Origin of the sequence: Nocardiopsis sp. CC223A, from assembly GCF_030766825.1 — a bacterium.
GTDB lineage: Bacteria > Actinomycetota > Actinomycetes > Streptosporangiales > Streptosporangiaceae > Nocardiopsis.
In genome coordinates, this window is record NZ_JASFDV010000046.1 from 25,287 (window position 1) to 51,836 (window position 26,550).

Genomic DNA, 26,550 nt, shown 5'->3' on the forward strand with positions numbered 1-26,550 from the left:
GAAAGCGACCCCCGGCATCCATGGCCGATTAGGTTAGGCTATCCTTATCCGGCCTGGGCGTTCGGGGTGCGACGGGCCGCCCGCTCACCGGCCCGACCCCCCACCCCTTCCCCCACCACGACACACAGGAAGCGACCACAGTGACACACCGGACGACCCACCTGCGCGGCGGCGCCCTGACCGCCGCCGGTCTCTCCCTCCTCCTGGCCCTGACCGCCTGCGGGAGCGACGCGGCCGACGGGGACACCGACGGCGGCACCGACGCCGCCACGGGCGAGACCGTCACCGTCGAGACCGACTACGGGCCCGTCGAGATCCCCGCGGACCCCCAGGCCATCGTCGCCCTGGAGTTCGGCAACGAGGTCCTGCTCGAAGCCGGCATCGACCCCGCCGGAGCCATCGAGCCCGGCCCCGGCCTCTACACCGAGGAGCAGCTCGGCATCCTGGAGCAGGTCCCCGTCGTCCAGGCCACCGACCTCACCATCAACATCGAGGCCGTCGCCACCGCCGAACCCGACCTCATCATCGGCGGCGTCCGCGAACAGAGCCACGCCGACTTCGAGGCCCACAAGGCCGACCTGGAGGAGATCGCCCCCACGGTCCTCTTCGACTTCGACGGCGCCGGTGACGAGCTGCGCGAGATGTCGATCGAGCTCGCCGAGGTCGTCGGCGACGGCGAGCGCGCCGCCCGGGCCAAGACCGACTTCGAGGAGCGCTCCGCCCAGATCGCCGAAACCTACGCCGAGCAGCTGGAGGACACCACCTTCGCGGTGGTCTTCGCCGTCGAGGGCCAGTTCGCGGTCGTCAACTCCAACGCCTGGGGCGCCTACACCCTGGACAGCCTCGGTGTGAACCTCACCGGCGCCATCGAGCCCGCCGGGGACGACTTCGCCGCCTGGTACTCCCTGGAGGAGATCGACGCCCTCGACGACGCCGACGTCATCTTCTACGAGACCGACGTGACCCTCGAAGCCGACCCCATCACCGAGGAGCTGATCGGCAACGAGCTGTGGGCTTCTCTGCCCGCCGCCGAGAACGACCGGGTCTTCCCGCTGCGCTACAGCTTCTCGCGCACCTACGGGCAGGCCAACGACGTCCTCGACCAGGTGGAGACGGTCCTGGCCGACCTGTGACACCCCCGCAACCCGAGTGAGGAGCAGACCCATGACCAACCCGTTCGACGACCCCGACGGCACCTACCTCGTGGTCGTCAACGACGAGGACCAGCACTCGCTGTGGCCGGAGTTCGCCCCGGTCCCCGCCGGGTGGACCACCGTGTACGGCCCCGTCTCCCGGGACGAGGCCCTGGAGTACGTCGACACCCACTGGACCGACCTGCGCCCCCGCAGCCTGCGGGAGGCCATGGCCTGACCCGCCCCTGACGCGGCGGGGGTCGGCTCTCCCGTCCCCCGCCGCCCCCGCCCCGGACACCGCCGTCCACCGAACCCGCGACCCGCGAAGGAATCCGTGAAGCTCTCCCGGCTGATGGTCGACACCAGCCCCCTGCGCCTGAGCCGTGAATTCAGGATCGTCTTCACCGCCAGGCTCATCTCCGTGTTCGGACTGGGGTTCGCCGCCGTCGCCCTGCCGTTGCAGGTGTACCAGCTGACCGGCTCCTCCCTGATGGTGGCCACCGTGCACACCAGCACCGCCGTCAGCATCCTGGCCGGGACCCTCATCGGCGGCCTGCTCGCCGACCGGGGCGACCGGCGGCGGCTCATCGTCATCGGCCGCGCCTCCGCCGTCGTCGGCTTCGGCGCCCTGGCCGCCAACACCCTGGTCCCCGACACCCCCTGGCTGTGGGTGATCTACGCGGCCGCCGTCGTCAACGGCCTGTTCGGGTCCTTCAGCGCCGTCGCCCTCCAGGCCGCCGCCCCCGGGTTCGTGCCCCCCGAGAGGCTGCCCGCCGCCGGGGCCCTGCTCGCCCTCAACGCCGAACTCGGCTCCGTGCTGGCCCCGGCCCTGGGCGGCGTCGTCATCGCCGCCTGGGGGACGGGCACCAACTACGTCATCACCGCCGCCCTGTCCCTGGTCACCACCGCCCTGGTATGGCGGCTGCCCCGGCTGGACGCGCCGCCCGCCGAGGGCGAGCGCCCCTCCGCCCTGGCCGACCTGCGCGAAGGCGCGCGGTTCGCGGTCCGGCACCGGGTGGTGGGGCCGCTGCTGCTGCTCGGCCTCGTCCAGATGCTCTTCGCCGCGCCCGCCGTGCTCATCCCCGAGTTCACCGACAAGGTGCTGGGCGGGGGCGAGGCCCTGGTCGGCCTGCTGTACACCGCCCCCGCGCTGGGCGCGCTCATCGGCTCGCTCACCAGCGGCTGGGCCGGGCGCGCCCACCGCACCGGGGGGCTGCTGCTGGCCGCCGTCGCCCTGTGCGGGACGGCCGTGCTGGCCCTGGGTGCGTCCCCCTGGGCGCCGCTCGCGTTCGCGTTCCTGGTGTTGCTCGGATTCGGCCAGGTCGTGGAGGAGATCCTGCGCTACGCCCTGCTACAGTCGCACACCCCCGATCGGCTGCGCGGGCGCGTCAACGCCGTGTGGACCGCCCAGGCCACCGTCGGCGACTCCACCGGCGCCCTCACCCTGGGTGCCCTGGCCCCGCTGATCGGCGCGGCGGGCGCCCTCGTGGCGGGCGGCGTCCTCACCCTCGCCTCCACCGGCCTCATCGCCCTGGCCTTCGTCGGCCTGCGCACCGGCCGGGTGCTCACCGCCCGGCCCGAAGACCCCTCCGTCCCGTAACGGAGTCCCAACCGCAAGGAGTATGGAATGACCACCCCGACTCACGAGCGCCGCCTCCAGATGTACCCGCTGCGGCCGCGCGTGCTGGAGGTCGCCGAGGTCGAGCGCGTCACCCCGCGCATGATCCGCGTCCACCTGTCCGGCCCCGACCTGGAGGGGATGCGCAGCGACAACTTCGCCGACCACGTCAAGCTGTGGTTCCCCAACGAGGACGGGGAGCACGTCCTGCCCGTGGTGGAGGACGACCGCTGCCTCAACTTCCGCGCCCCCGGCGTGATCTTCCGCGACTACACCGTGCGCGCCCTGGACGGCGAGCGCCTCACCGTCGACTTCGTGTCCCACGACCACGGCCCCGCCGGGCGCTGGGCGCAGGCCGCCCGGCCCGGTGACAGGCTGGGCGTGCTGGGCCCGCGCGGCACCGCGTGGATCACCGGGGAGTTCGACTACCACGTGCTGCTGGCGGACGAGACGGCGCTGCCCGCCGCCGCCCGGTACGTGGAGGAGCTGCCCGCCGACGCCCGGGTGTTCGCGTTCTTCGAGGTGGTGGACGCCGCCGAGGAGCAGAAGCTCGACGCCCCCGAGGACGCGCGGATCACCTGGCTGCACCGGGGCGAGGCCGAAGCCGGCACCACCGACCTGCTACTGGAGGCGTTCCGGGCGCTGGAACTGCCCGAGGGGGACGGGATGGTGTACGCGGCCGGGGAGGCGAACACCCTCAAGCCGATCCGCCGCCTGCTCAAGGAGCGCGGGTTCGTCCGCAACGTCACCTGCGAGGTGGACGGGTACTGGCGGCGCGGGACCGCCAACCTCGACCACCACGAGGCCGAGGACGACGAGTAGCCTGCCCGCCGTGTGCGCCGCGCCCCGGAGCCCGGCGGGTTCGAGGGGGCGTCGCGACACCGATCGAACCGAACGGGTTCCGGCGGACGCTCGGCCGGGGAGTCCCGGCCGAGCGTTCCGCGTGGACGGCGCTTCGGCTTCTGAGCGACGTGCCCGAGATCCAACGGCCCGTGGACGGACGGGTCCGTGCCCTTGGGGAGGTACCGCCGCAGCGGGATGGTGTCCCACCGAGTGGTGTGGCCTCGTTCGACCCCCTGGTCCCGGGGGTGACGACGCACTGGTCGGCGATCCGTTCTTGTTCGAACAGCCGTTGTTCTCACACCACTCGACGGGACACGACCCGCAGCGGGCCGTCGGTGTTCTCGTTCGACCCACGCCCCGAAGCCGGGGCGTGGGTCGTCCCGCGGGCGCTCAGTCGACGGGCCGGCGGGTGATCCGCCGGGGCGGCCGCCCGGCCAGGGTCGCGGCCGCCAGGCCGACCACGGCGACCGTCGCCGCCAGCACCGCCTGCACCCCCCACAGCGGAACGGTGTCCAGCCAGGCGCCGCCCACCCCCACCGAGCGGTTCCAGGCGACCCGGTAGGCGCCCAGGGCGACCCCCGCCGCCAGGCCGAGCGGCAGTCCGGCGGCGAGCACCAGCACCGCCTGGGTGAACGCGAACCGGCGCAGGAACCGCGGGGTCGCGCCGACCGCGTTCATCGTGGCGAAGTCCCGCCGCGACTGGGTGCGGGCCAGCAGCAGCGAGATCGCGGCCGCCGCCACGGCCAGGGCGGCGAGCAGGGCGATGGGGACCAGCCCCTCGGTGTACCCCCACGGGTGCCGGTACGCGGGCTCGGCCATCCTCACCAGTGCCGTGTGCCCCTGGACGATCTCCCTGGCCCGGTCCAGCTCGGCGTGGGTGAGCTCCCGGGACAGGACCGGGTACTCGGCGATGTACGCGAGCCCGGTGACCTCCAGTTCCCGCGCCGTGTCCGGGGAGAGCGCGGCCCTGGGGGCGAACCCGCGCAGGAACGCCCCGGGCAGCTCCACCACCCGTTCGGCGGTGTCCTCGTCGGGCAGCGGCTCGGCGGAGAGTGCGACCCGCACCGTGCCGTCCTCCGACAGCACGGCCGCGTTGTTGACCACCACGCCCCCGGAGTCCAGGACCCGTGCGGCCTCCCGCGCCCCGGGCAGTCCCGAGGCGCGCAGCGCGTCCCCGGTCAGGACGAAGGCGTCCGAACCGCCCCACCAGGCGGTGGACATCCCCGGGGAGTAGGCCTGCTCCCGGTCGGTGCAGGTCAGCGGTGCGCCGACCGTGATCGCCGAGGCCGTGTCGGGGTAGCGGTCCTCGGGACAGGTGCGGCCCTCGGGGAGCAGGGGGGCGAAGTGCACGACCTCGACGCCCTCGGCGGACTGCGGCGAGCGGATCGGCTCGTGGCCGACCACGGGCAGTTCCTCGGCGAGCGCGTCGATGGTGTCGGTGACGACCAGCCTGTCGAACCCGTCTCCGACGGGGACCTGTGCGCCCAGCACCAGGTGTCCGCCCGCGACCGCTTCCCCTGTCCGGTTCCTCTCGTTGGCCGTGGTGGAGCCGGCCATGACCGCCAGGTGGGCCGCGGCGCACACCGTGACCAGGACCGCGAGGGCGGCCGGGAGGAACCGGGACCGGTGGTCGGCGGCGTCGCGCAGGGCCAGGCGCGGTGCCACGGGGAGGCGACCGGCGAACCGGGCCCCCGCCACGGTGATCGACCGCACGCACAGCATCAGCCCCGCCACGGCGCACCCGAGGGTGAGCACCAGCAGAACCACGGTCGGGCCCGATCCGGGTGGCGGCCCCATCGGGGGCAGGTGCTGCGGGCGCTCCGGCACCGGCAGGGCCAGGCCCGCCGCCCCCGTCGCGACCGCGGCCGCGAGCAGGAGCGGTCCCGCGGCGTCGGACAGCAGGCGCACCGCCGGCCGGTCCGCGCCGCGACGGCGCCGGGACGGTCGGTCCTTGAGGGCCTCCACCGGTTGCAGGCGCGCCGCGGCGCGGGCCGGGACCAGAGTGGACAGGACGCCCAGCAGCACCGCCACCCCGACCGCCGCCGGGAACACCCACCATGGGAAGTGGACGGCCGGGTCGACCAGCCCGGGGTCGGTCCGGCGCATCCGCGCCAGGACCAGGTCGGCGGCGAACGCCAGGCCCGCCCCCAGACCCGCGCCCAGCACGCCGCCCGCCAGGCCGACCAGGAGCCCCTGCGCCGTGATGGTGCGGCGCAGGTCCGCCGGGGCGGCGCCGGTCGCCGCCGCCAGCCCCAGGGTGCGGCGCGCCTGGTCGGCGGACACCGCGAACGCCGGGGTGGCCAGGAACAGCACCAGCATCCCGCCCAGCACCGCGGTGAGGACCACCGAGACCACGGCCAGCAGCACCTGACGCGGATCGACCGGTACCGGGTACAGGCCGTCCGGCCCGGGGTAGCCGTCGGTGAGCACGTGCCGCGACACCACGAACGCCTGCAACGGGTTGACCGCCCGCGCCTGTTCCCAGGTCACCGGGGCCGGGCCGACCACCAGCCAGTGCCGGTCGATCCCGGCCGGGTCCGCCTCGGCCAGCCGGGACACCCAGGCGTCGTGCGCCCAGGCCAGCGGCTCGGTGCCGGTCGCGATCCCGGAGACCCGGTAGGCGCGCTGGGAGTCCTGCACGGCGTCGCCGATCCGCCCGTCCGTGCTGAGCCAGCCGTTGAACGGCGGGGCGACGAAGGTGAGCGGGTCCCCCACCCCCAGGTCCAGGCGGTCGGCCAGGGCGGAGGTGACCACGACCTCGGTCGCGTCCGCCGGGGCGGCCCCCTCGACGGGTTCGGGCAGCAGCAGGTCCAGCGCCTCGCCGCCCGCCTCGGTCATCCGCGCGGTGGCCACCTCCGCGAGGTCGACGCCCTCCACCACGTGGGCGCCCGCGGGGGCCTCCTCGCCCGGTGCCAGGTCGATCCCCGTGGTGACCAGCAGCTCCGGCGAGTTCCAGTAGGGGAGCAGCCGGTTCTCGGCGGGCAGGTGCGCGGACACCTCCTCTCGGGAGGCGGGCATCTGCTCGGTGTCGTCCACCCATGGGCCGGGCGCGCCCTCGGGCAGTTGCGGGAAGGGCTCGCCCGTGCGGTGCACGGCCGTGGCGGTCACCACCGCCTGCGCCCCGTCCGGGACGCCCGCCAGGGCGGTCTCCCGGGCCGGCGGCCCCGAATCCGTCAGCGAGGTGCCCGTGATCAGTGCGGCCACCGGCAGCGCGACCAGCAGGGCGGCCAGGACGGTGCGCACCCGGTGGCGGGCCGCGTCCCGGACGGCCAGCCGCAGCAGGGGGCGCCACCGGTTCCAGCGGGTCACCGGCCCGCGGGGGAACGCCTTCACCACCCGGCACCGCCCAGCAGCTCGTCGGCGTCGGAGGGTCCGGTCTCGTCGATGATCCGGCCGTCGCGCAGGAACACCGTCCGGTCCGCCCAGGCGGCGAACCGCGCCTCGTGGGTGACCATCAGCACCGCCGCACCCGCGTCGGCGCGGTCGCGCAGCAGCCGCAGCACGGCCATCCCCATCGCCGAGTCCAGCGCCCCCGTGGGTTCGTCGGCCAGCAGCAGGCGGCGCGGCCCCACCAGCGCCCGGGCGATCGCCACGCGCTGGGCCTGTCCGCCCGACATGTCCTCGGGGCGGCGGTCGGCCAGGTCTCCCACACCCACCTCCGCCAGGGCGTCCAGCGCGGCACGGCGGGCCGCGCGCGCCGACCGGCCGTCCAGTTCCAGGGGGAACGCCACGTTCTCGACCGCGGTGAGGGCGGGCAGCAGGTTGAAGTCCTGGAACACGTACCCCACCGAGCGGCGCCGCACCACCGCACGTTCGGCGGCGGAGAGCGCGCCCAGGTCGACGCCCTGGACCAGGATCCGGCCCGAGGTCGGTGCGTCCAGGCCGCCCGCCAGGTGCAGCAGTGTGGACTTGCCCGAGCCGGAGGGGCCCATGACGGCGACGAACTCGCCCGGGTGCAGGACCAGGTCGGCGTCGACGAGGGCCGTCACGCGCCGGGCGTTCTCGCCGTGGACGCGGGTCACTCCGGACAGGGCCAGCACGGGGGTCGGGGCGGGCGATCGGGTGGAGGCGTCGGCGGGGGAGGGGTGGTTCATCGGTTCACCTCGGAACGTTCGGCGTCGGCGGTGGGGGCGGGGGCGGCCGGGACGTGTCCGGCGCGGGCCACCTCGCCCTCCACCGCGTCCAGCCAGCGCAGCTCGGCCTCGGTCGTGAAGATGTGGTGGTCCAGCACCAGCCGCGCGGTCAGGTCGCCCGGTTCGACCGCGCGCCGGGCGCGGGTGACGTCGTGCAGCAGGCGCTGCATCGCCGACCGCTGCCGTTGCACCAGGGCCGCCACGTCCACGTCCGGGACGGCGACCGCCAGGGCGAGTTTGACCATCAGCTCGTCGCGGCCCTGGTGTCTGCGGGACACCGGGCTCAGCCACCAGCGGGCGAGCTCGTCGCGGCCGGCGGCGGTCAGGTGCCAGGGCTCGGCCGCGGCGTCGCCTGCGGAACCGCCGTCGCGTTCGAGCAGGCCGTCGCGTTCCAGGCGGCGCAGGGTGGTGGACACCTGGCCGATGTTCAGCGGCCAGGTCCGGCCGGTGGTGAGGTCGAAGTCCTTCTTGAGCTGGTAGGCGGTGCCGGGGCCGCGGGAGAGCAGCGCCAGCAGACCGTATTTCACCGGCATGCGAACCTCCGGGGGTCTCATCGAGCGAGGGGTTACCCGGTAATCGGGTTACTCGGTAACCATAGGCGCACAAAGGACCGCCCTTCAACTCGGAAGGGCGGCCCTGCGGGGTGCTCCGGAGGTCAGGCGGCCTCGGCGGTCGCCTTGAGGTGGCCCAACCAGGTGTCCAGGGCGGCGTCCAGGTCCCGCTGCGCCGCCGCCACGTCGGCGAGCACCCGCTCACCGCTCCAGGACTCGTGGCTCTGGGCCAGCACCCCGCCGTCGACGGGGGTGAAGATCCAGGCATGGATCCCGGTGGTGCCGAAGCTCGTCCCGCTCCACAGGGTCCGTTGCCCGGGGACCACCTCGTGGACCGTGGAGACGATGTCGCTGCCCTGGGTGAGCCAGTGCAGGGTCATCCCCGGGGCCAGCGCGGGCTCGGTGCCCAGCACCTTGTCGATGCCGGGGTGCCAGACGGGCCAGGAGGTGTGGGCGGCGTGCAGGTTCCACACGGTGCGCAGCGGCGCGGCGATGGTCAGGCTGCGGCGGGAGATGACGGGGGCGTCGAGGTCGATGCCGTTCACAGGGGCCTCTTCCGAGGAGCGGGCGCGCGGCGGCGCCCGGCGATGACGGTGGACGTGCATCCGGGAGTGCGGTGCCCCGAAGGTGCGAACGGGAACCGATATCCCAATACACACGAACCACCACCGCACCGTCAAGCGGGCCCCGCCGGGCCGGGGCGGTCGGGGGATGTCAAGTCAAGTGAGATGTTGACCTGGCCGAACACTCTGTGATGTGCCCTCCCGGCGGCGGGCCGGGTCGTTGATCCATACCGTCTCGGGCAGACGGGGTGGTTCCGGCCGCCGGGAGAACCGCTCCGGACGGGCGGCATAGGCCTCGGCCAACGTAGCGGCCCGCTGGTCGCGGACCTGACCGGCGGTGCCGAAGTGCGCCGATGCCGGGGTGTGGTAGCCGATCCCCGCATGGCGGTGCTCGTGGTTGTAGTAGGCCATGAACCCCTCCGGCCACTCACGGGCATGGGCCGGCGACGCGAACCGGTCCGGGTGGTCCGGCGCGTACTTGAGGGTTTTGAACCGCGCCTCGGAGTAGGGGTTTCGGGTAGGGGAGGGGCACCCGTTCTCCCATGGACACCGGGGGCGGGAACAGTCTGTGGTCGGATGCAGGAGTCTACACCTGGGTGTGCGTCTCAGTAGCCAACAGGGAAAATTTCTCCGAGAACAAGCTCTAAAGGCACATGGAAGCAATGTTCGCGGGTTACGGTAACTAGTGTCAGACCCTTGACGCAGAGATATCCGGGAGGTGGCGGCCGTGCTTCTGCGGTTCCGTGTGGCGAACTGGGAGTCCATCCGAGACGAACAGGAGTTGAGCTTGGTCGCCGCCGACGAACACGACGACCTCGCCGTGCGGGACATCCCGGGCACGGAGCTGAAAGCCCTGCCCGTGGTCGGGGTCTTCGGTGCCAACGCCTCGGGCAAGTCCAAATTGATGAGGGCGATGGCCTACGCACGCGACGCCGTCCGGTACTCGCACGGCCGCTGGAACCCTAGGGGTGGAACCGGGCGCATCGCCTTCGCAATGCAAGCGGACGTTGCGGCGCGGCCCTCGGAGTTCGTCTTCGACTTCGTTCTGGACGGCGAACGCTACGAGTACGGCTTCGCGGTGGACGACCGGGCGGTGGTCTCCGAGTGGCTGTACACCTGGCCGCGGGGCCGGATGCGGGTCCTCTTCGAAAGAGACGGACCACAGGAGATCGAGCTCGGTCCCGGTCTACGCAGAGGTTTCGGAAACCGGACCCGCATGGTGTGGGAGACAGTGCGTCCCAACAGCCTCTTCGTGTCGGCCGGCGCGGCGGGCAACCACCCACTGCTCACAAAGGTTTTCGGGTGGATCGACCGGATGACGATGGCGTTCGACGGGAACGCTCAGACACGTCTGGACCTCACCCTGCGTATGCTCACGGGGCCCGAGCGGGAACTGTGTCATCTCCTGACGCAGTACGCCGACCTCGGTATTTCCGGTATCCGTTCGGAGGAACGGGAACTGCCGAAGGAGGCCGCGGCGCACTTTGCGGCGGGCTTTCGCGTACTCCACCCGGACGGTCCTCCGATGACGGAAGAGAACTGGCGCCAGTCACCGGAGATCGTCGTCTCGCACCGGACTCCCGACGGAACCGTGGAACTGCCGTACGCGGCGGAGTCCCATGGCACGCACACCTGGTTGGAACTGGTGGGTGTCGTGGTCAGGGCCCTGGAGCAGAAGCGTGTTCTCGTGGTCGACGAGCTGGACGCCCGGCTGCACCCCAATCTGGCAGGCCAGCTGGTCCGGCTCTTTTCTGAGCCGGAGACCAACCCCCGTGGTGCCCAGCTCGTGTTCAACACACACGACGTCACACTGCTGAGCAGGCGCTCCTACGGCTACCTGACGAGAGACCAGGTGTGGTTCGCGGAGAAAGGGTCGGACGGGGCGACAGAGCTGGTCGCTCTAAGGGAGTACAAGGTACGTGATGATCGCGACGATGTGGTCAAAAAATACCTTTTGGGCGCTTATTCTGCCGTGCCCATATTTTATGGTGATGTGGGGCGAGAACTCACCCGTCTCATCGCCGAACGTGCGGTAGCGTTTCGGGGTGGCGCTGAAAAGGAAGAAGCGGAACAGTTCCCTCGACCCGAAGCGGATCGGGATGAGGAATCCCAGGAGAAGGTACCTCCTCTTCTGTGAGGACACTTATGGTGGGACGACCTACTTTACCGAGATGAGAAGACGGCAGCGCTTCTCGAACGTGTCGATCGAGGTCGGCCCCGATCACGGAGAGCCGTCCAAGCTGGTCAAGGCCGCACGGAAGCGGATGGGCGCTGCGGGCGGGAGGCGCAGGGACCAGGGCACTGAGTACGATGAGGTGTGGTGTGTGGTCGATGTCGAGGCGCCGCGTGCGCACGACTCCCTGGACGAAGCGATGAGCCTGGCGCGTGAATGCGGTATCCACGTCGCCTACGCCAATCCGTGTTTCGAACTCTGGCTGCTCCTGCACCAACAGGATATCGGTGGATATCTGAGCACCGATGGCGCCATGGACAAGATGAAGAAGCTGAAGTGCTGCTACACCGGCAGCAAGGATTTCAATGCCGCGCACTTCTTCGGTGATCCGCAGCGCGAGGCGATCAAGCGCGCCGAACGGCTGCATGGGCGGCACAAGGGGACGGCACACCCGCGCGATAGGAACCCGTGGACGGACATTCATCTCTTGGTCCGCCGCCTGCTCGACCAGGAGTGAGGTTCCGTGTCCGAGGTGTCGACGAGGCGGGGTGGCCGCTCTGTCGGCACGGCGCTTTTGCGGCCAAGGATGTTCGACGTTCACGCGGTCGGCGCGGACGCTGTGCAGCGAGCCGCTCGCCCCTGGCCGCGCCCTCCCCGACCCTCCAGGGGAGGGCGCGGCCAGGGGCCGCCGGTCGGGCTGCAAGAAAGGGGCGGACAGCGGTGCCGCCGTGTGCTGTCTGGCCCCTATTTTATCGGCCGCGGGTTTTTGCGGGTGGTTTCCACAGAAAACCCGAGAGGATTTCCTCGGCGGTGCATGAGGGGATTGTCCGTGTGCTTTTTGCGCCGCCCGTCGAGTCTGCGGCTGCCGCTCGGCCGCCGTGCCAGAGATCGCCCGGCGGACGCTCGTGTCTTCCGGCGCAAGCGCCGAACCGAACGAAAGCATCCGCCGAACACGCCCTAGGAGCGTCATCCCCGTGTCCACGTGCTGCTCGCTGATGGGCGTTCACCCCACCAGGTCGTCCTCGGTGTAGATGACGACCCGTTCCACCTCCTCCGGGGTGCTGCGCTCCAGGATGGCTCCCGCGGACAGGGCCTTGCGGGTGGAGGCGTACGCGAACCGGTCATCGGCGTGGTGGTCGATATCCGCCCCGGTGCCGGTGTCGATCGCGTACACCCCCAGGCGGGCGTCGAACTCCTCCGCCAGGGCGGCCGGTCGATGGCGGACGCGGAGGCGGACGGCGACGGCATCGCCGGTTCCGGGTCGGCGCCTTCGCAGCCGACCAGGGGTAGCAGGGCCGACAGGGCGGCCGGGGCCGGGTGGCGGACGGAACGGGGGATCGCTCAGGGGATCTCTTCGAACTCGGACGGTAGCGGCACCGGGGTGCGGGCGGCCGCCCGACCGCCCCGCACCCCGGGGGGTCAGCCCAGTTCGTCGACCACGATCTCGGTGGCGTCCGCGATGATCTCGTTGATCGGCTCCGCGTCCTGGGCGTCCTGGCTGGTGTAGACCGCGATGACGATCGGGTCGGCGCCCTCCTGCGGCCACACGAGCGCGATGTCGTTGCGGCTGCCGTAGCCGGCCGAGCCGGTCTTGTCACCGACGATCCAGCCCTCGGGGACGCCCGCGCGGATGGTCTCGTCGCCGGTCGTGTTGCGGACGAGCAGGTCGATGAGGACGTCCTGCTCCTCCTCGGGCAGGGCGTCGCCCAACGTGTACTCGCGCAGGCTGTCGGCCATCGCCTGCGGGGTGCTGGTGTCGCGGACGTCGCCCGGGGTGGCCTCGTTGAGCCCGGTCTCGTAGCGGGCGGGTTCGGTGACCTCGTCGCCGATCGCGCGCAGGTCCTCCTTGAAGGCCTCCACGCCGCCGAGTTCCTCCAGGATCAGGTTGGCGGCGGTGTTGTCGCTGAAGCGCACCGCGGCGTCGATGATCTCCATCCGGGTCATCCCGGTGTCGACGTGCTGTTCGGTGACGGGGGAGTACTCCACCAGGTCGTCCTCGGTGTAGGTGACCACCTCCTCCATCTCCGCCGGGGTGTGCTCGGCGAGCAGCGCCCCCGCGGACAGGGCCTTGTGGGTGGAGGCGTAGGCGAAGCGTTCGTCCGCCCGGTGGGCGACCTCCTCGCCGGTGCCGGTGTCGACGGCGTAGACCCCGAGTCGGGCCCCGTACTCGGTCTCCAGGGCGGCGAACCCGGGGTGGGCCGAGGGCGACTCCGAGGGGGTGGCCGACGCTCCCCGGGGTTCGGCCTCGGAGGTGCCGCAGGCGGTGAGGGCCAGCAGCGCCACGGTGGCGGCGGCCGGCCGCAGCCCGGTGAGGCGGGCGGTGCGGGTGAGCATCAGTGGTGCCTTTCGTCTACGGATGAGCGTGCCGGGGCCGGGGAACGCCGGGGCGGTGCGGCCCCGCCAGCAGTCTGCCCCCCGGACTCTCATGCCGTCCAAGACACAAATCGCTGTTTCCATGCGTTCACGGCATAATCTCGGCTCATGGATCTGGTCGGTGCCTGTCGGGCCTTCGTGTACGTGAGCGATCGGGGCGGTTTCACCCCCGGCGCGGCCGCCGCGCGCATTCCGCAACCGGTGGCCAGCCGCCGGGTGGCGGCGCTGGAACGCCATCTGGGCGGCCTGCTGTTCGACCGGTCCACGCGCGGGGCGGTGCTGACACCGTTCGGACGCGAGGTGCTGCCCGCGGCGCGGCGCCTGGTGCGGCTGGCGGAGGAGCTGGAGTACGACGCCGAACGCGCCCGGCACAGCCCGGTGCGGCTGGCGGTGCCCGAGACGTGTGCGACACGGGATCTGGCGGCGCTGGGCGCGGCGGGGCGCGACGCGGGACTGCGGCTGGACTTCCGGCCGGGGCCGCCCGCGGTGCGGGCGGCCGCGCTGCGCGACCGCGAGGTGCGGGCCGCGGTGGTGGCGGTGCCCCCGGGGGACGCGACGTGGCGGGTGCCGCTGGGGGTGGGCTCGGCGACGGCGTTCGAGGTGCGGACCCTGTACCTGGAGACGCTGCGGGTGGGCCGCGGGGAGCGGCCCGGTGGCCGCCGGCTGTGGATCCAGCCGGAGGACGACGTGCCGCACGTGCGCGATCCGCTGTCGCGGGCGCGCGACGCCCTGGGGCTGGGGCCCGGGCAGGTCCTGGTCGCGCCGTCCCTGGCGGACGCGGCGACGGAGGTCCTGGCCCGCGGTGACCTGCTGGTGTGCCCGGCGGCGCAGGCGGAGGCGCTGGGGCTGTACTGGTGCGGGCTGGGCGAGCCGGTGCTGGAGCGCGGCTACGATCTGGTGGCCCGGGGGCCGGAGGAGGCGGAGTCGTTGCGGGTTCCGCTGGCCGCGGCCCTGGCCCACTGCCTGGACGCCGTCCCCGTCGCCGTCCCCGATCCCGGGAGGACCCTGTGAACGTCGCCACCACCACCGCCCTGCTGCGCGGGCTGCGCCGCGAGCTGGAGGAGGGGGGTCTGCGGGGGTCCTTCCTGGTGCGGGACCTGCGGACGGGGGAGGAGATCGGGATCGAGCCCGAGGTGGAGTTCCCGTCCGCGTCGCTGGTGAAGGTCCCGCTGGCGATCGCGGTGCTGGAGCGGGTGCGGGCCGGGGAGCTGGACGGGGCGGAGCAGGTCCCGGTGGACCCCGGTCGGGTCACCACGTTCGGGCCGATCGGCATCTCCCGGTTCCGCCATCCGGCCCGGGTGGCGGTGGAGGACCTGGTGTACCTGAGCACGTGCCTGAGCGACGGCGCGGCCGCGGACGCCCTGCTGGCGCTGACCCCGCCGGAGCGGGTGGCGGCCTCGCTGCGGGCGGCGGGGATCGCGGGCATCACGGTCCGGCACGCGATGGAGGACCTGCACCACACGCCGGTGGACCGGCTGGACCCGGACGAGGCGCACCTGGCGCACAGCCTGGCCATCGACGCGGGGACGGCGGGCCGGGGCCACCGGATTCCGCAGCTGGACGTGGCGCGGGCGAGCACGGGGACCGCGCGGGCCTTCGTCGACCTGTTGCAGGCGCTGTGGACGCCGTCGAGGATCCACCCGGAGGTGGCGGCGCGGGTGCGGGGGCTGATGGCGCACAACGTGCTGCGGCACCGGCTGGCCCCGGATTTCGCGTCGGACGCGACGACGTGGTCGTCCAAGACGGGGAGCCTGCTGAACCTGCGCCACGAGGTGGGTGTGGTGGAGCACGCGGACGGCGCGGTGTTCGCGGTGGCGGCGTTGACGGAGTCGCGGGTCCCGGCGGTGCACCAGCCGGGCGCGGAGGCGCTGATGGCGCGGGTGGCGCGCACCCTGCGCGACCGGCTCAGGTCCGGGTGAGACGGCCCCCGGACCTCGGTCCCGCCGGTCACAGCGGTCGTCTCCCGGCGAGTGGTGTGAGGACGGCGGCCGCGCGGACAAGAACGGACCGCCGACCGGCGCGTCGTCACCTCCGGGGCCGGGGCCGGGGGCACCCGAAGCCGCACCATCCGGGACGCCACCGGTCACAGCGGGTGCAGGTGGGCGGCGGCGTGGCGGCGGACCACCTCGGTGAGCCGGTCCAGGGCGGGGGAGCGCAGGTTCCAGCGCTGCCAGTAGAGGCGGACGTCGACGGGGTGGTCGGGGGCCAGGGGGACCAGCTCCCCGGCGTCCAGGGCGTCCCGGCACTGGCCCTCGGGCACGGCGCCCCAGCCCATGCCCAGGTGGACGGCGCGGGCGAAGTCCTGTGAGGCGGGGATGTAGTGGCGCGGCCCCTGCGGGCCCTGCCCCAGGACCTCGCGCAGGAACCGGTCCTGGAGGTCGTCGCGGCGGTCGAAGTTGACCATGGGCGAGCGGGCCAGGAGTTCGGGGTCGCCGCGGCCGCCCAGGTACCGGGCGTCGAACTCCGGCGTGCACACCACCAGGTAGCGCATGGTGCCCAGCCCTTCCACGGTGCAGCCCTGGACCGCCTCGGGGGTGGAGGTGACCGCGGCCATGACCGTCCCCGAGCGCAGCAGGGACGTGGTGTGCTCCTCGTCCTCCCGGTGGACCTCGAACGCCACCGGGAGTTCCTCGGTGACCACGGCCAGCGCCTCCAGGAACCAGGTGGAGAGGCTGTCGGCGTTGACGGCGACGGGCAGCAGGCGGTCCCCGTCGTCCGCGCCGAGCTCCCCGAGCGCGTCCTCGTCCAGCACCAGGACCTGGCGGGCGTGGCGCAGGACCACGTCCCCGGCGGGGGTGGTGGTGACCGGTGTGGTGCGGCGGACCAGCACCTTGCCGACGGCCTGTTCCATGGCCCGGACGCGCTGCGACACCGCCGAGGGCGTCACGTGCAGGGTCCGGGCGGCGGCTTCGAAGGTGCCCTCGTCCACCAGGGCGGTGAGGGTGCGCAGGTGCTCGAACTGAAAAGGCATATTAAGCCTCTCTTAGGGGTTCTAAGAAAGTTTAGCTTTACTGCGCACGGGTGCGGTTCTAGCGTTCCCCTGTGAACGCGACTCTTCTTCCCGCGATGCTCGGTCTGGGTACCGGGCTCGCCCTCATCATCGCCATCGGCGCCCAGAACGCCTTCGTCCTGCGCCTGGGCATCGCCGGGCGCACCGCCACGGTCCTGCCGGTGGTCCTGGTCTGCTCCCTGTCCGACGCCCTGCTGATCACGCTGGGCGTGCTGGGCATCGGCGCGGTGATCACGGCCCTGCCGGGGCTGGTCACGGCGGTCCGGGTGCTGGGGGCGGGGTTCCTGCTCGTGTACGGGGCGATGGCGGCCCGGCGGGCGCTGCGCCTGGGCGGCGAGGCGCTGGACGCGAACGTGGGCGAGGTGGTGGGGCGCGGCGCGGCCATCGCCACCGCGGTGGTGCTGACCTGGCTCAACCCGCACGTGTACCTGGACACGGTGCTGTTCCTGGGCTCCCTGGCCAACCAGTACGACGGCGCCCGCTGGTGGTGGGCGGCCGGTGCGGTCAGCGCCAGCTTCCTGTGGTTCTTCTCCCTGGGGTTCGGCGCGCGGCTGCTGCGGCCGGTGTTCGCCCGCCCGGGCGCGTGGCGGGTGCTGGACGGGGTGATCGCGGTGGTCATGCTGGCGCTGGGCGTGCGGATGGCCCTGGGCGGCTGAGGCCGGGGCCGGCCTCAGCCGCCCGCGCGGGTCAGACACCCCGTCAGCGGTCCGGCCTCCCGGCCGACCGGCAGGGGCACGGTCCGACCCCGGAAGTCACGCGCTTCAGGAGAGGAAAGCGCTCACCTGCCGGCGGGCCACGGCATCGAGTCCCTACGACCTGACGACTCCCATCAGGCGCGGCGGTACCGCAGCAGGACCACCTGGGAGTCGAACACCCGGGACTCCGCCAGGGTCAGGCCCAGGCGCCCCACGGAGTCGGGGAACACGGGCTTACCGCCGCCCAGGGCGACCGGGTGCACGAAGACGCGGTACTCGTCGATGAGCCGACGGCGGGTGAGCTCGGCGGCCAGGTCGGAGCCGCCGAACAGGACGAGGTCCCCACCGGCGGCCTTGAGGTCGGCGACCTGCTCGACGTCGTCGAGGACCCGGGTGTTCCAGTCGGCCTTGTCCAGGGTGCGCGACACCACGACCTTGGGTTTGGCCCGCCAGATGGGGGCGAAGGCCAGGTCGTGGGGGTCGTCGGAGAAGTCCTCGGCGCGGGGCCAGAAGCCCGACATCATCTCCCAGACCACCCGGCCGTAGAGGAACGCGTCGGCCCGCTCGCCCAGGGCACGGGAGTCCTCGGACAGCTCGGGCCCCATGACCGGCCAGTCGAACTCGCCGTTCGGCCCTTCGATGCAGCCGTCCAGGGACTGGTGGACGAAGTGGACGAGTTCGGCCATCGGGGGCTCCCGCGGGTTCGGTGCCCGGTCCTGACCGCCGGGCGCGCGCCCACCGTAATCCTCGCCTGCGACGTTCGGCGGGTTCCCCGCGGCGGTGGGCGTGTGACGGACGCGCGGCGGGCCGGCCCGCCGCGCGTCCGGGCGGATCGGCGGCGCCTACGGCTTGCGGGCCAGGCCGCAGTACTGGGGCAGGTCGCGGACGTCGCCGACCTCGGTGGACTCGGGGCGCCAGCGCAGGACCGTGACCACACCCGGGTCGAGCAGCTCGAACCCGTCGAAGTACCGGGTGAAGTCCTCCACCGAACGCATGTGGTAGTCCTGCGCCACACCCTGCCGCCACAGTTCCATGGCCTCGGCGACGTCCTTCTCCCGGAGGGGTTCGATGTGGGCGTCGACCCCGTCGCAGACCGCCAGGAAGCTGCCGGAGGGCAGCGCGTCCATGTAGGCGCGGACGATGCCCAGGGCCTCCTCCACGTCGCCGAAGTGGCCCATGGTGCCCATGAGGGTGAGGCCGATGGGCCGGTCGAAGTCGAGGGTCTCGCGGGCGGCGGCCAGCACGGTGTCGATCTCGCGCAGGTCCGACCCGACGAACCGGGTGGCGCCCTCGTCGGTGCCGCGCAGCAGGGCGCGGGCGTGGGCCAGGACCAGGGGGTCGTTGTCGACGTAGACGATGCGGGCGTCGGGCGCGAGCCGCTGGGCGACCTCGTGGGTGTTGTCGGCGGTGGGCAGGCCGGTGCCGATGTCGAGGAACTGGCGGACGCCCTCTTCCCGCACCAGGTGGGTGACGGTGCGGCGCAGGAACAGGCGGTCGCCGCGGGCGGCCTCCACGACCTGGGGGAAGAGCTTCGCCATCCGGTCTCCCACCTCGCGGTCGACCGGATAGTTGTCCTTGCCGCCGAGCCAGTGGTTCCAGACCCGGGCGGTGTGCGCGACGGTCGTGTCGATGGGGGTGTCGGTCATGGGGGGCCTTTTCCTTCCGGGGAGGACGCGTCACGAGATTACCCGCTGTGCGGATGCGAAACCCTTGCCCTGTCGGGCTTTGCGCACGGCAGAGCGCCCTCCCCGGAGGGCGGGGGAGGGCGCTCTGCGGTGGTTTCAGCCGGCGGTCGGGCGGGTCCCGGCGGCGCCGGTGTCCTCGGCCTCGGCGATGACCTGTTCCGCGGGTTCGGGCAGGTCCAGGCTGTCGCGCAGGCGCACCCGGGGCAGCAGGACGCCGACGAGGACGCCCACGACGGCGATGCCGGTGGCGACGAGGAAGATGTCGCCGGTGGCGGAGCCGTAGGCGTCGGCGACGATGTCGCGGAGGAACGGCGGCATGGCGTCCAGGTCGAGGGTGCCGCTGCCGGAGGCGGCGGCACCGGCGGTGTCCGCCCCGGCGGCGGTCAGGCCCTCGGTGATGCCGGTGGCGACCCGGTCGGCCAGGACGGCGCCCAGGACGGACACGCCGATGGTGCCGCCCAGGGAGCGGAAGAACGTGATGGCGCCGCTGGCGGCGCCCAGTTCGCTCAGGGGCACCGAGTTCTGCACCACCAGGACCAGGTTCTGCATGGACAGGCCCACGCCGGTGCCGACCAGGAGCATGCCCAGGCCCACGTAGGGCAGGGGGCTGTCGGCGTCGATGGTGGACAGCAGGAAGAACCCGGCGGCGAGGGTGACCAGCCCGGTCATGACGTAGGACTTGACCCGGCCGGAGCGGGAGACCATGCGCCCGGAGACGGTGGAGGCGACCAGTACGCCCAGCATCAGCGGGATGGTGAGCAGCCCGGCCTCGGTGGGCGAGTGGCCGCGGGCGAGCTGGAAGTACTGGCCCAGGAACACGGCGCCGCCGAACATGGCCATGCCCACGGCGACGCTGGCCAGGATGGCGACGGCGGTCTCGCGGCGCACCACCAGGCGCAGCGGGATGACCGGCTGGGACACCCGGGACTCGACCCACACGGCCAGGCCGAGCAGGAGCGCGGCGCCGCCGACCATGGCGGCGCTCTGCCAGGAGATCCAGGCGAAGTCCCCGCCGACGAAGGTGATCCACAGCAGCAGGAGGCCGACCCCGGCGGCGATGAGGGTGGCCCCGGCGTAGTCGACCCTGGTGTCGGGGCGGCGCACGTCGTCCAGGTGCAGGGTGCGGGTCAGGACGACCAGGGCGGCGAGCATGAAGGGCACGCCGATGAGGAAGCACCAGCGCCAGCCCAGCCAGGAGATGTCGGTGATGGCGCCGCCGATGAGGGGGCCGCCGACGGTGGCCACGGCCATGATGGCGCCGATGTAGCCGTTGAACCTGCCGCGTTCCCTGGGGCTGACCAGGGTGCCGATGACGACCTGGACGAGGACCTGGGAGGCGCCCATGCCCAGGCCCTGGACGGCGCGGAAGGCGATCAGCTGGCCGGTGGTCTGGGCCAGGCCGCACAGCAGCGAGGCGACGATGAAGATGACGATGGAGAGCTGGAGCAGCCGCTTCTTGTCGAAGAGGTCGGCGAGCCTGCCCCAGACGGGGGTGGAGGCGGTGGAGGCCAGCAGTGCGGCGGTGACGACCCAGGTGTACTGCGACTGGGTGCCGTTGAGGGAGCCGACGATCTGGGGGAGGGCGACCGAGACGATCGTGCCGCTGAGCATCGTGACACCCAGGACCATGAGCAGCCCGGTGAGGGACCGCATGACGGTCGGGCGTGCCTCGGCGTCGGATAACGGACGTGATGCGCTCACATGCACCCCTGCGGAGAAAAGTAAACGGAGTTGACCTGCGCGCACCAGCATACATGCACGGTGCGCAAATATGCCTTACAGGCAATTTTTCAGTCCATGTAACATGTCACCATGGACGTCTCCCCCGGGCTGCGCGAACGCAAGAAGGAGCGGACACGGCTGCGCATCCACCGGGCCGCCCTGCGGCTGGTCGTCGAACACGGCCTGGACGCGGTGACCGTGGAGGAGATCGCCGCCGGCGCCGAGGTCTCCCGGCGCACCTTCTCCAACTACTTCGCGGGCAAGGAGGACGCCTGCCTGTACGGCGACGCCGCCCACATGGACGACTTCCTCGCCACCCTGCGCGCCCGACCCGCACACGAGTCGGCCTGGACCGCCCTGCGCGCCACCGCCCGCACCGTCCATGCCGCCCGTGACCTGTCGCCGGACCGGGAATGGGTGCAGACCACCCGCCTGGCCCTCAAGCACCCCGCCCTGCTGGGCCGGCGCCTGGCCGGGCGGCAGGGGTTCCTGCGCGAGACGACCGCGCTGCTGGGCGGGCGCACCCTGCCCGCCGGGATGCACCGCCCCGGACTGCTGGCGTCGGTGTTCCTGTCGGCGCTGCTGCACGGACTGCACGAGTGGACCGAGGAGGGCACCGGACCCCTGGACGAAGTGGTGGAGGCCGCCCTGGACGAGGTCGGCGCCGCCTTCACCGACCCCGCCCCGCCCCCCTGATACTGGGGGGTATGGACCAACGCCCACCGCTGCCCGCCACCACCGCACCGCAGGAGGGCGCGCGCACCCCGGCCGCCGCCGTCCTGCCCGTGGGAAGCCTGGAACAGCACGGCCCCCACCTGCCGCTCACCACCGACACCCTCATCGCCTGCGCCCTGGCCGAACGCGTCGCCGACGCCCACGCGCTGCGGGCGCTGCCCCCGCTGGCGTTCGGCTGCTCCCACGAGCACGCCGCCTGGCCCGGCACCGTCAGCGTCTCGGCGACCACCCTGCACGCCCTGGTCACCGACATCGCCGAGTCACTGGGCGGGGTCCCGCTCCTGATCGTCAACGGGCACGGCGGCAACCACGTGCTCGCCAACACCGTCCAGCAGTCGGGCGGGCGCATGGCCCTGTTCCCCGGCCCGGGCGAATGGGAGGCCGCCCGCACCGCGGCGGGCATCACCACCACCAACGACCAGGACATGCACGCCGGGGAGCTGGAGACCTCCGTGCTGCTGCACACCCACCCCGGCCTGGTCCGCCCCGACTACGCACAGGCCGACCACCGGGCCGACGAACGCGACCACATGGGCACCCTGGGGCTGGCCGCCTACACCCCCAACGGGGTGGTGGGCCTGCCCTCACGGGCGAGCGCCGCCAAGGGGGAAGCCCTGCTGGACTTCCTCACCCGGCGGGCCGCCGGGCACCTTGCGGCCCTGGAACAGGCGCGCCGCCGGCACAACGAGGCCCGGTAGCGCCGCCACCAGCGCCAGCACCCCGTAGACCACCGACACCGTCAGGCCCTGTTCGGCCCCCAGCCCGGCGGCACCGAACGCCGCCGCCGTGGCCGCCTCGCGCGGGCCCCACCCGCCCACGTTCAACGGCAGGCTCATCGCCGCCAGCGCCAGCAGCGCGAGCGGCACCAGCCGCAGCGGCGGGGCGTCCACACCCACCAGGTGGGCCGCCACCAGGAACAGGGCCACGTGCCCGGCCAGCGCCGCCGCCGACAGCGCCAGCACCGCCGGGGCGCGCCCCAGCAGTCCGGTGCGCACGTCGCGGACGGTGGCGGCCAGGAACCGGCCCGGGCGGGAGGCCCGGAGCCGGGGGACGCGGGACAGCGCGGTGAGCAGGGCGGCGGCCGCCGCCAGGAGCAGCAGGGAGGGCACCGCCGCGCCCCAGCCCGGACCCCACAGGGCCGAGGGCAGGGTGAGCACCAGCGCCGCCACGGCCAGGGACAGCACCGCCTGCCCGGCCAGGCGTTCCAGCACCACGGCGCGCACCCCGCGGCCCAGGTCGCCGTTGGCGCGGCCGTGGCCGATCGCCCGGTGGGCGTCGCCCAGGACCCCGGCGGGCAGCACCGCGTTCAGCAGCTGCGCCAGGTAGTAGTCGGCCACCGCCCGGGCCGGGGACAGCCGCAGGCCCACCGCCCGCGCCACCACCAGCCAGCGGGCCGCGCACAGCACCGTGGTGACCGCGCCCAGGGCCAGGGCCGCGGCGACCGCGCCGGCGTCCACCACCGCCGGCGCGGCGGCGAACGCCTCCAACGGGTACCACCACAGCACCCCGCCCAGGACCAGGGCGCCCGCCCCCGCCCGCAGCACCGCGCCCCGGCGGCGGCGCCACCACCCCCGAGCACCGGGCCCCGGGGCCGGTACGCGGGGACCGCCGGTGTCGTCGCCGACGGCGACGGCCGGCGCGGTCGGGGGCGGGTGCAGCGTCATGGCCGGTCCTCGGGGGGCATGAGCAGCAGGTCGTCGTGGTGGACGACGACGGTCAGCCGCCCCGCGTCCAGCTGCTCCAGGCGGCGGGCGAGGTAGTCCTCCAGCGGCAGGTTCGGGTCCTGTTCGGCGGCGGCGCCCACCCGGCCCGCCAACCACATGCGGGTGACCGGTGCCGGGTCCGGGCCCAGCCGCCAGGGGCTGGGGAAGGTCGTCGCCCGGTAGCCGCGGCGGGCGAACACCTCGATCGCGGCCTCCACGGCGTCGGGGCCCAGGCGTCCGTCCCGGCGCTGGTGGGCGTTGAACGCGGCGGCCACCGCCGCGTCCAGGGGGTCCTCGGGGGTGAGCACGACCCGGCCCGCCACCGACAGCGTGAACCAGGCGGGGAGTCCGGTGGCCGCGACCGCGTCGGCGATGCTCCGGACCTCCTCCTCGGTGAGCACGTCAAGGAGGGCCGAGGCGGCCACCAGGGTGGCCCCGGCCAGGTCCTCGGGGCGCAGCCGGGCCAGCTCCAGCAGGTGCGTCTCCACCCGGGGCACCGGGATCCGGCCGCCGGCCAGGGCCAGCAGGCGCGGGTCGCGGTCGAACAGCATCCAGCGCCGCACCCCGGGCAGGCGCGGGGCGGCCCAGCGGGCCAGTGATCCGGTGCCGCAGCCCAGGTCGGCGACGGCGGTGCCGTGCGCGGCCAGAGCGGCCAGCGGGCCGCGGGAACGGGCACGGGCGTCGGCGTCCTCGCGGGCGGCCAGCCATTGTGGTGTGAACTCCTGGGTGTCTGCGGTGCTCACGGGGTCCCCTCCCGGTCGAGGACGGCGCTCACCGAGCGGGCCGTCTCATCCCATCCTGTCAAGTCGGTGCGGCGACGGCGGGCCGAACTCCGAAGCCGTTCCCGCAGGGGCGGGTCGGTGAGCCAAAGGCGCAGCGCGCGGGCCAGGGCACCCGGATCCTCGGGCGGGACGAGCAGGCCGGGCCGGGCGCCGGCGGGGTCGCGGCCCAGGGCCTCGGGCACCCCGCCCACGTCGGTGGCCAGGACGGGCACGGCGCGGGCCAGGGCCTCGGTGACGACCATGCCGTAGGTCTCGGCGCGGGTGGGCAGCACCAGCAGGTCCGCCGTGGCATAGGCGGTGTCCAGGTCGGTGCCGGTGAGCGGCCCGGGCAGTGCCACACGGTCGCCGAGGGAGCGGGCCGCCGCCCGGACCCGGGCCGCCCACGCGCCGCCGCCATCGGCGGACAGGCCGGGGCAGGAGCACGTCCAGGGCAGGTCGCGCACCCGGTCCAGGGCGGCGAAGAGGAGGTCGTGGCCCTTGCGGGGGGTGGGGGAGGCCACGCACAGCAGCCGTGTCCCGTCGCCGGGGTCGGCCTCGGGGGCCGGGTCCACCCCGGGCGGGGCGACGGCCACCCCGGCCAGGCCGTGGCGGGCGGCCAGGTCCCGGGCCGCCGCCGCACCGGTGGCGATGACGGCCGCGGCCCCGCGCAGCACCGCCCGCTCCCGGGCCTGGAGGTCGGCGGCCTCGGCGGGGTCCAGTCCGGTCTCGTCGGCCAGCGGCAGGTGAACCAGCACCACGATCCGCAACCGCCCGGCGCGGGGCAGGACCACCTCCGGCACCCCGCAGGCCACCAGCCCGTCCAGCAGCACCGTCGACCCGTCGGGCAGGCCCGCCAGCAGCCGTTCCAGGTACGCCCGGGCGTCCGCGTCCGGCCGCGGCCACGACCCGGGGACCTGCGTCCGGCCCAGGCCCAGGGCCCGGGCCAGACGCAGGTCGTAGGTATGGCCGCCGCTGGGCGCGGTGGGCTCGGGCACCACGAACACGGTCACAGGTCCCTCTCGTAGGAGGCCCACGCCACGTGGGACTCGTGCAGTGTCACCGCGACCCTGGACAGGCCCCGCGCCGGGGCGTCCAACCGCTCCACCAGCCGGTCGGCCACCACCCGGGCCAGGAACTCGGTGGTGGTGTTCACCCCGGCGAACTCGGGCACCTCGTCCAGGTTCCGGTGGTTCAGTTCGCCCACCACCCCGGCCAGGACCCGGGAGAACTCGCCGATGTCCACCACGATCCCGTCGGGGTCCAGCTCCGCGCGGTGCACGGTGGCGTCCACGACGAACGTCGCGCCGTGCAGGGCCCGGGCGGGCCCGAACACCTCGCCGTGGAAGCTGTGGGCGACCATCATGTGGTCGCGGACCGTCACACTGAACACCGGATGCTCCTCCTGTAGACGATCTAGTAGACGATGCGGTGGCACAGGGCGGGCAGTGAGCCGTCGGCCAGCCGCGGCAGCACCGAGGGCAGGTCCCCGAAGGGGCTCTGGCCGGTCAGCAGGGCGTCGAAGGCCGGGTCGGCGAGCAGCCGCAGCGCCAGCCCCAGGCGTTCGGTGTGGTCGTAGCGCGAGCGGCGGGCGGGGGAGATCATCCCGACCTGGCTGGCGCGCACGGTCAGCCGCTGGGAGTGGAACTCCCCGCCCAGCGGCAGGATGACCCGCCGGTCCCCGTACCAGCTGAGCTCCACGACCTCGCCCTCGGCGGCGAGCAGTGTGAGCGAGCGGGTCAGCCCGGACTCGGTGGCGCTGGCGTGGAAGACCAGGTCGCAGTCGCCGTCGGCGTCGTCGGGCGCGGCGAAGTCCACTCCCAGCGCGGCGGCGGTGCGGGCGCGTTCGGGGGCCACGTCCACCAGCTGCACCCGTGTTCCGGGGATCTGCGCGGCCAGGCGGGCCACGCAGCAGCCCACCATCCCGGCGCCCACGACGGCGATGCGGTCGCCGACGAGGGGGGAGGCGTCCCACAGGGCGTTGACGGCCGTTTCGACCGTCCCGGCCAGGATCGCGCGCTCGGCGGGCACCCCCTCGGGAACGGGGGAGACCGCGGTGGCGGGGACGGTGAACAGGTCCTGGTGGGGGTAGAGGGTGAACACCGTCCGCCCGACCAGGTCGGCGGGGCCCTCTTCGACGGTGCCCACGTTGAGGTACCCGTACTTGAGGGGGCCGGGGAAGTCGCCCTCCTGGAAGGGGGCGCGCATGACCCGGTACTGGTCGGGCGGGACGCCGCCGCCGAACACCAGTGTCTCGGTGCCGCGGCTGATCCCGGTGTAGCGGGTGCGCACCAGCACCTCGCCGGGCCCGGGGCCGGCCAGGGGCTCCTCGCGGATCTCCCCGTGGCCGGGGGAGCGGGTCCAGAACGCCCGTGCGGTCCGTGCCATGGTCCTCCTCGTCGTGGACGTCACCGCCCTCACCCTTTCGGCTCAGGCCCGGCTGCGGTGCAGCCAGGCGATGTCGCGGCCGAAGGACCACACCAGCAGTGCCAGGGCGGCGGCGACCACCGGGGCACCGAACGGTGGCGGGACCACCGGTGCCAGGGCGGCCACCAGCGCCACCCCCTGGACGGCGGCCACGACCTTGCGGGCCCGGTCGGGCGGCAGCGGCGCGGACAGCCAGGGCGCCCACCGGGCCGCCGCGGCGAACGCGTACCGCATGGCGCCGATGCCCAGGGTCCAGGGGCCCAGCAGCGGTGCGGCGGCGAGGCTGAGGACCAGCAGCAGGAAAGCGTCGGCCTCCATGTCGAAGCGCGCCCCGAACGCGGTGGCGGTGCCGGTGCCGCGGGCCACCGGCCCGTCCGCGAGGTCCCCGGCCAGGGCGAGCGAGGCCACGGCCACCACCGCCCAGGGGT

Annotated in this window: 28 protein-coding genes; 11 read left to right on the plus strand and 17 right to left on the minus strand. The window is 73.5% G+C overall.

Annotated features, from left to right (window positions below; translation table 11 throughout):
• The first annotated feature begins 140 nt into the window (after positions 1 to 140).
• The 4 genes from QJS33_RS18445 (at position 141) to QJS33_RS18460 (ending at position 3,573) form a co-directional block, all read left to right on the plus strand.
• Positions 141 to 1,133, plus strand: coding sequence for an ABC transporter substrate-binding protein (locus QJS33_RS18445; protein WP_306369251.1), 993 nt, complete (start codon positions 141 to 143; stop codon positions 1,131 to 1,133).
• Positions 1,134 to 1,164: 31 nt separating this feature from the next.
• Positions 1,165 to 1,371 carry an MbtH family protein gene (locus QJS33_RS18450; RefSeq protein WP_306369252.1) on the plus strand — a complete coding sequence of 69 codons (207 nt, stop codon included), beginning with the start codon at positions 1,165 to 1,167 and terminating at the stop codon, positions 1,369 to 1,371.
• Positions 1,372 to 1,467: 96 nt separating this feature from the next.
• Positions 1,468 to 2,733: an enterobactin transporter EntS gene (gene entS / locus QJS33_RS18455; RefSeq protein ID WP_306369253.1), complete on the plus strand. Its 1,266-nt coding sequence runs from the start codon at positions 1,468 to 1,470 to the stop codon at positions 2,731 to 2,733.
• Positions 2,734 to 2,760: 27 nt separating this feature from the next.
• Entirely contained in the window at positions 2,761 to 3,573 is an 813-nt protein-coding gene (locus tag QJS33_RS18460; RefSeq protein ID WP_306369254.1) for a siderophore-interacting protein, read from the plus strand.
• 411 nt (positions 3,574 to 3,984) lie between these two features.
• On the opposite strand, the gene QJS33_RS18465 is transcribed toward QJS33_RS18460, so the two are convergent.
• The 5 genes from QJS33_RS18465 to QJS33_RS18485 all read right to left on the minus strand — a co-directional run bounded on the left by QJS33_RS18465 (position 3,985) and on the right by QJS33_RS18485 (position 9,672).
• Positions 3,985 to 6,927 (minus strand): ABC transporter permease, encoded by a 2,943-nt coding sequence (locus QJS33_RS18465; RefSeq protein ID WP_306369255.1) that lies wholly within the window; start codon positions 6,925 to 6,927, stop codon positions 3,985 to 3,987.
• Complete coding sequence (locus QJS33_RS18470; RefSeq protein ID WP_306369256.1) at positions 6,924 to 7,688, minus strand: ABC transporter ATP-binding protein; 765 nt, start codon at positions 7,686 to 7,688, stop codon at positions 6,924 to 6,926. Before QJS33_RS18470 ends, QJS33_RS18465 begins: the two co-directional genes overlap by 4 nt.
• Positions 7,685 to 8,260, minus strand: a complete 576-nt coding sequence (locus tag QJS33_RS18475) for a PadR family transcriptional regulator (RefSeq protein WP_306369257.1) — start codon at positions 8,258 to 8,260, stop codon at positions 7,685 to 7,687. Before QJS33_RS18475 ends, QJS33_RS18470 begins: the two co-directional genes overlap by 4 nt.
• 122 nt (positions 8,261 to 8,382) lie before the next feature.
• Positions 8,383 to 8,823, minus strand: coding sequence for an SRPBCC family protein (locus tag QJS33_RS18480; RefSeq protein WP_306369258.1), 441 nt, complete (start codon positions 8,821 to 8,823; stop codon positions 8,383 to 8,385).
• Between the two features lie 174 nt (positions 8,824 to 8,997).
• Entirely contained in the window at positions 8,998 to 9,672 is a 675-nt protein-coding gene (locus QJS33_RS18485; RefSeq protein WP_306369259.1) for an integrase core domain-containing protein, read from the minus strand.
• Between QJS33_RS18485 and QJS33_RS18490 the strand changes: the two genes are divergently transcribed.
• On the plus strand, positions 9,569 to 10,978 hold the full coding sequence (locus QJS33_RS18490; RefSeq protein ID WP_306369260.1) for an ATP/GTP-binding protein: 1,410 nt from the start codon (positions 9,569 to 9,571) through the stop codon (positions 10,976 to 10,978). The two genes, QJS33_RS18485 and QJS33_RS18490, sit on opposite strands and share 104 nt — an antisense overlap.
• Before the next feature lie 34 nt (positions 10,979 to 11,012).
• Positions 11,013 to 11,531: an RloB family protein gene (locus tag QJS33_RS18495; RefSeq protein ID WP_306369261.1), complete on the plus strand. Its 519-nt coding sequence runs from the start codon at positions 11,013 to 11,015 to the stop codon at positions 11,529 to 11,531.
• Between the two features lie 486 nt (positions 11,532 to 12,017).
• Here QJS33_RS18495 and QJS33_RS18500 read toward each other — a convergent pair whose 3' ends face one another.
• Positions 12,018 to 12,188 carry a hypothetical protein gene (locus tag QJS33_RS18500; protein WP_306369262.1) on the minus strand — a complete coding sequence of 57 codons (171 nt, stop codon included), beginning with the start codon at positions 12,186 to 12,188 and terminating at the stop codon, positions 12,018 to 12,020.
• Positions 12,189 to 12,433: 245 nt separating this feature from the next.
• Complete coding sequence (gene bla / locus QJS33_RS18505; protein WP_306369263.1) at positions 12,434 to 13,348, minus strand: class A beta-lactamase; 915 nt, start codon at positions 13,346 to 13,348, stop codon at positions 12,434 to 12,436.
• A 147-nt stretch (positions 13,349 to 13,495) separates the two neighbouring features.
• On the opposite strand from bla, the gene QJS33_RS18510 reads away from it, so the two are divergent.
• Positions 13,496 to 14,398, plus strand: coding sequence for a LysR family transcriptional regulator (locus QJS33_RS18510; protein ID WP_306369264.1), 903 nt, complete (start codon positions 13,496 to 13,498; stop codon positions 14,396 to 14,398).
• The gene (locus QJS33_RS18515; RefSeq protein ID WP_306369265.1) at positions 14,395 to 15,306 is read left to right on the plus strand and encodes a serine hydrolase; all 912 of its coding nucleotides are present in this window, start codon (positions 14,395 to 14,397) and stop codon (positions 15,304 to 15,306) included. Before QJS33_RS18510 ends, QJS33_RS18515 begins: the two co-directional genes overlap by 4 nt.
• A 164-nt stretch (positions 15,307 to 15,470) precedes the next feature.
• On the opposite strand, the gene QJS33_RS18520 is transcribed toward QJS33_RS18515, so the two are convergent.
• On the minus strand, positions 15,471 to 16,358 hold the full coding sequence (locus QJS33_RS18520) for a LysR family transcriptional regulator ArgP (protein WP_306369266.1): 888 nt from the start codon (positions 16,356 to 16,358) through the stop codon (positions 15,471 to 15,473).
• Between the two features lie 95 nt (positions 16,359 to 16,453).
• Between QJS33_RS18520 and QJS33_RS18525 the strand changes: the two genes are divergently transcribed.
• On the plus strand, positions 16,454 to 17,053 hold the full coding sequence (locus tag QJS33_RS18525; RefSeq protein ID WP_306369278.1) for a LysE/ArgO family amino acid transporter: 600 nt from the start codon (positions 16,454 to 16,456) through the stop codon (positions 17,051 to 17,053).
• A gap of 173 nt (positions 17,054 to 17,226) precedes the next feature.
• Here QJS33_RS18525 and QJS33_RS18530 read toward each other — a convergent pair whose 3' ends face one another.
• The 3 genes from QJS33_RS18530 to QJS33_RS18540 all read right to left on the minus strand — a co-directional run bounded on the left by QJS33_RS18530 (position 17,227) and on the right by QJS33_RS18540 (position 20,430).
• Positions 17,227 to 17,778 (minus strand): dihydrofolate reductase family protein, encoded by a 552-nt coding sequence (locus tag QJS33_RS18530; RefSeq protein ID WP_306369267.1) that lies wholly within the window; start codon positions 17,776 to 17,778, stop codon positions 17,227 to 17,229.
• A gap of 156 nt (positions 17,779 to 17,934) precedes the next feature.
• Positions 17,935 to 18,738 (minus strand): SAM-dependent methyltransferase, encoded by an 804-nt coding sequence (locus QJS33_RS18535; RefSeq protein ID WP_306369268.1) that lies wholly within the window; start codon positions 18,736 to 18,738, stop codon positions 17,935 to 17,937.
• Positions 18,739 to 18,873: 135 nt separating this feature from the next.
• On the minus strand, positions 18,874 to 20,430 hold the full coding sequence (locus QJS33_RS18540; RefSeq protein WP_306369269.1) for an MDR family MFS transporter: 1,557 nt from the start codon (positions 20,428 to 20,430) through the stop codon (positions 18,874 to 18,876).
• Positions 20,431 to 20,589: 159 nt separating this feature from the next.
• Here QJS33_RS18540 and QJS33_RS18545 point away from each other — a divergent pair, with 159 nt between their 5' ends.
• On the plus strand, positions 20,590 to 21,195 hold the full coding sequence (locus tag QJS33_RS18545) for a TetR/AcrR family transcriptional regulator (protein ID WP_306369270.1): 606 nt from the start codon (positions 20,590 to 20,592) through the stop codon (positions 21,193 to 21,195).
• An 11-nt stretch (positions 21,196 to 21,206) separates the two neighbouring features.
• Complete coding sequence (locus QJS33_RS18550) at positions 21,207 to 21,932, plus strand: creatininase family protein (protein WP_306369271.1); 726 nt, start codon at positions 21,207 to 21,209, stop codon at positions 21,930 to 21,932.
• Here the strand turns inward: QJS33_RS18550 and QJS33_RS18555 are convergent.
• The 6 genes from QJS33_RS18555 to QJS33_RS18580 form a co-directional block, all read right to left on the minus strand.
• The gene (locus QJS33_RS18555; protein ID WP_306369272.1) at positions 21,819 to 22,898 is read right to left on the minus strand and encodes a lysylphosphatidylglycerol synthase domain-containing protein; all 1,080 of its coding nucleotides are present in this window, start codon (positions 22,896 to 22,898) and stop codon (positions 21,819 to 21,821) included. The genes QJS33_RS18550 and QJS33_RS18555 overlap by 114 nt on opposite strands.
• Positions 22,895 to 23,680: a class I SAM-dependent methyltransferase gene (locus QJS33_RS18560; protein WP_306369273.1), complete on the minus strand. Its 786-nt coding sequence runs from the start codon at positions 23,678 to 23,680 to the stop codon at positions 22,895 to 22,897. Before QJS33_RS18560 ends, QJS33_RS18555 begins: the two co-directional genes overlap by 4 nt.
• Positions 23,677 to 24,708: a glycosyltransferase family 4 protein gene (locus QJS33_RS18565; RefSeq protein ID WP_306369274.1), complete on the minus strand. Its 1,032-nt coding sequence runs from the start codon at positions 24,706 to 24,708 to the stop codon at positions 23,677 to 23,679. The genes QJS33_RS18560 and QJS33_RS18565 overlap by 4 nt, the downstream gene beginning before the upstream one ends.
• On the minus strand, positions 24,705 to 25,088 hold the full coding sequence (locus QJS33_RS18570; protein ID WP_306369275.1) for a 6-carboxytetrahydropterin synthase: 384 nt from the start codon (positions 25,086 to 25,088) through the stop codon (positions 24,705 to 24,707). Before QJS33_RS18570 ends, QJS33_RS18565 begins: the two co-directional genes overlap by 4 nt.
• A gap of 23 nt (positions 25,089 to 25,111) precedes the next feature.
• On the minus strand, positions 25,112 to 26,083 hold the full coding sequence (locus tag QJS33_RS18575; protein WP_306369276.1) for a zinc-binding alcohol dehydrogenase: 972 nt from the start codon (positions 26,081 to 26,083) through the stop codon (positions 25,112 to 25,114).
• A gap of 42 nt (positions 26,084 to 26,125) precedes the next feature.
• Positions 26,126 to 26,550, minus strand: a 425-nt coding sequence (locus tag QJS33_RS18580) for a CDP-alcohol phosphatidyltransferase family protein (protein WP_372339680.1), incomplete at its 5' end; no start/stop codon positions are given.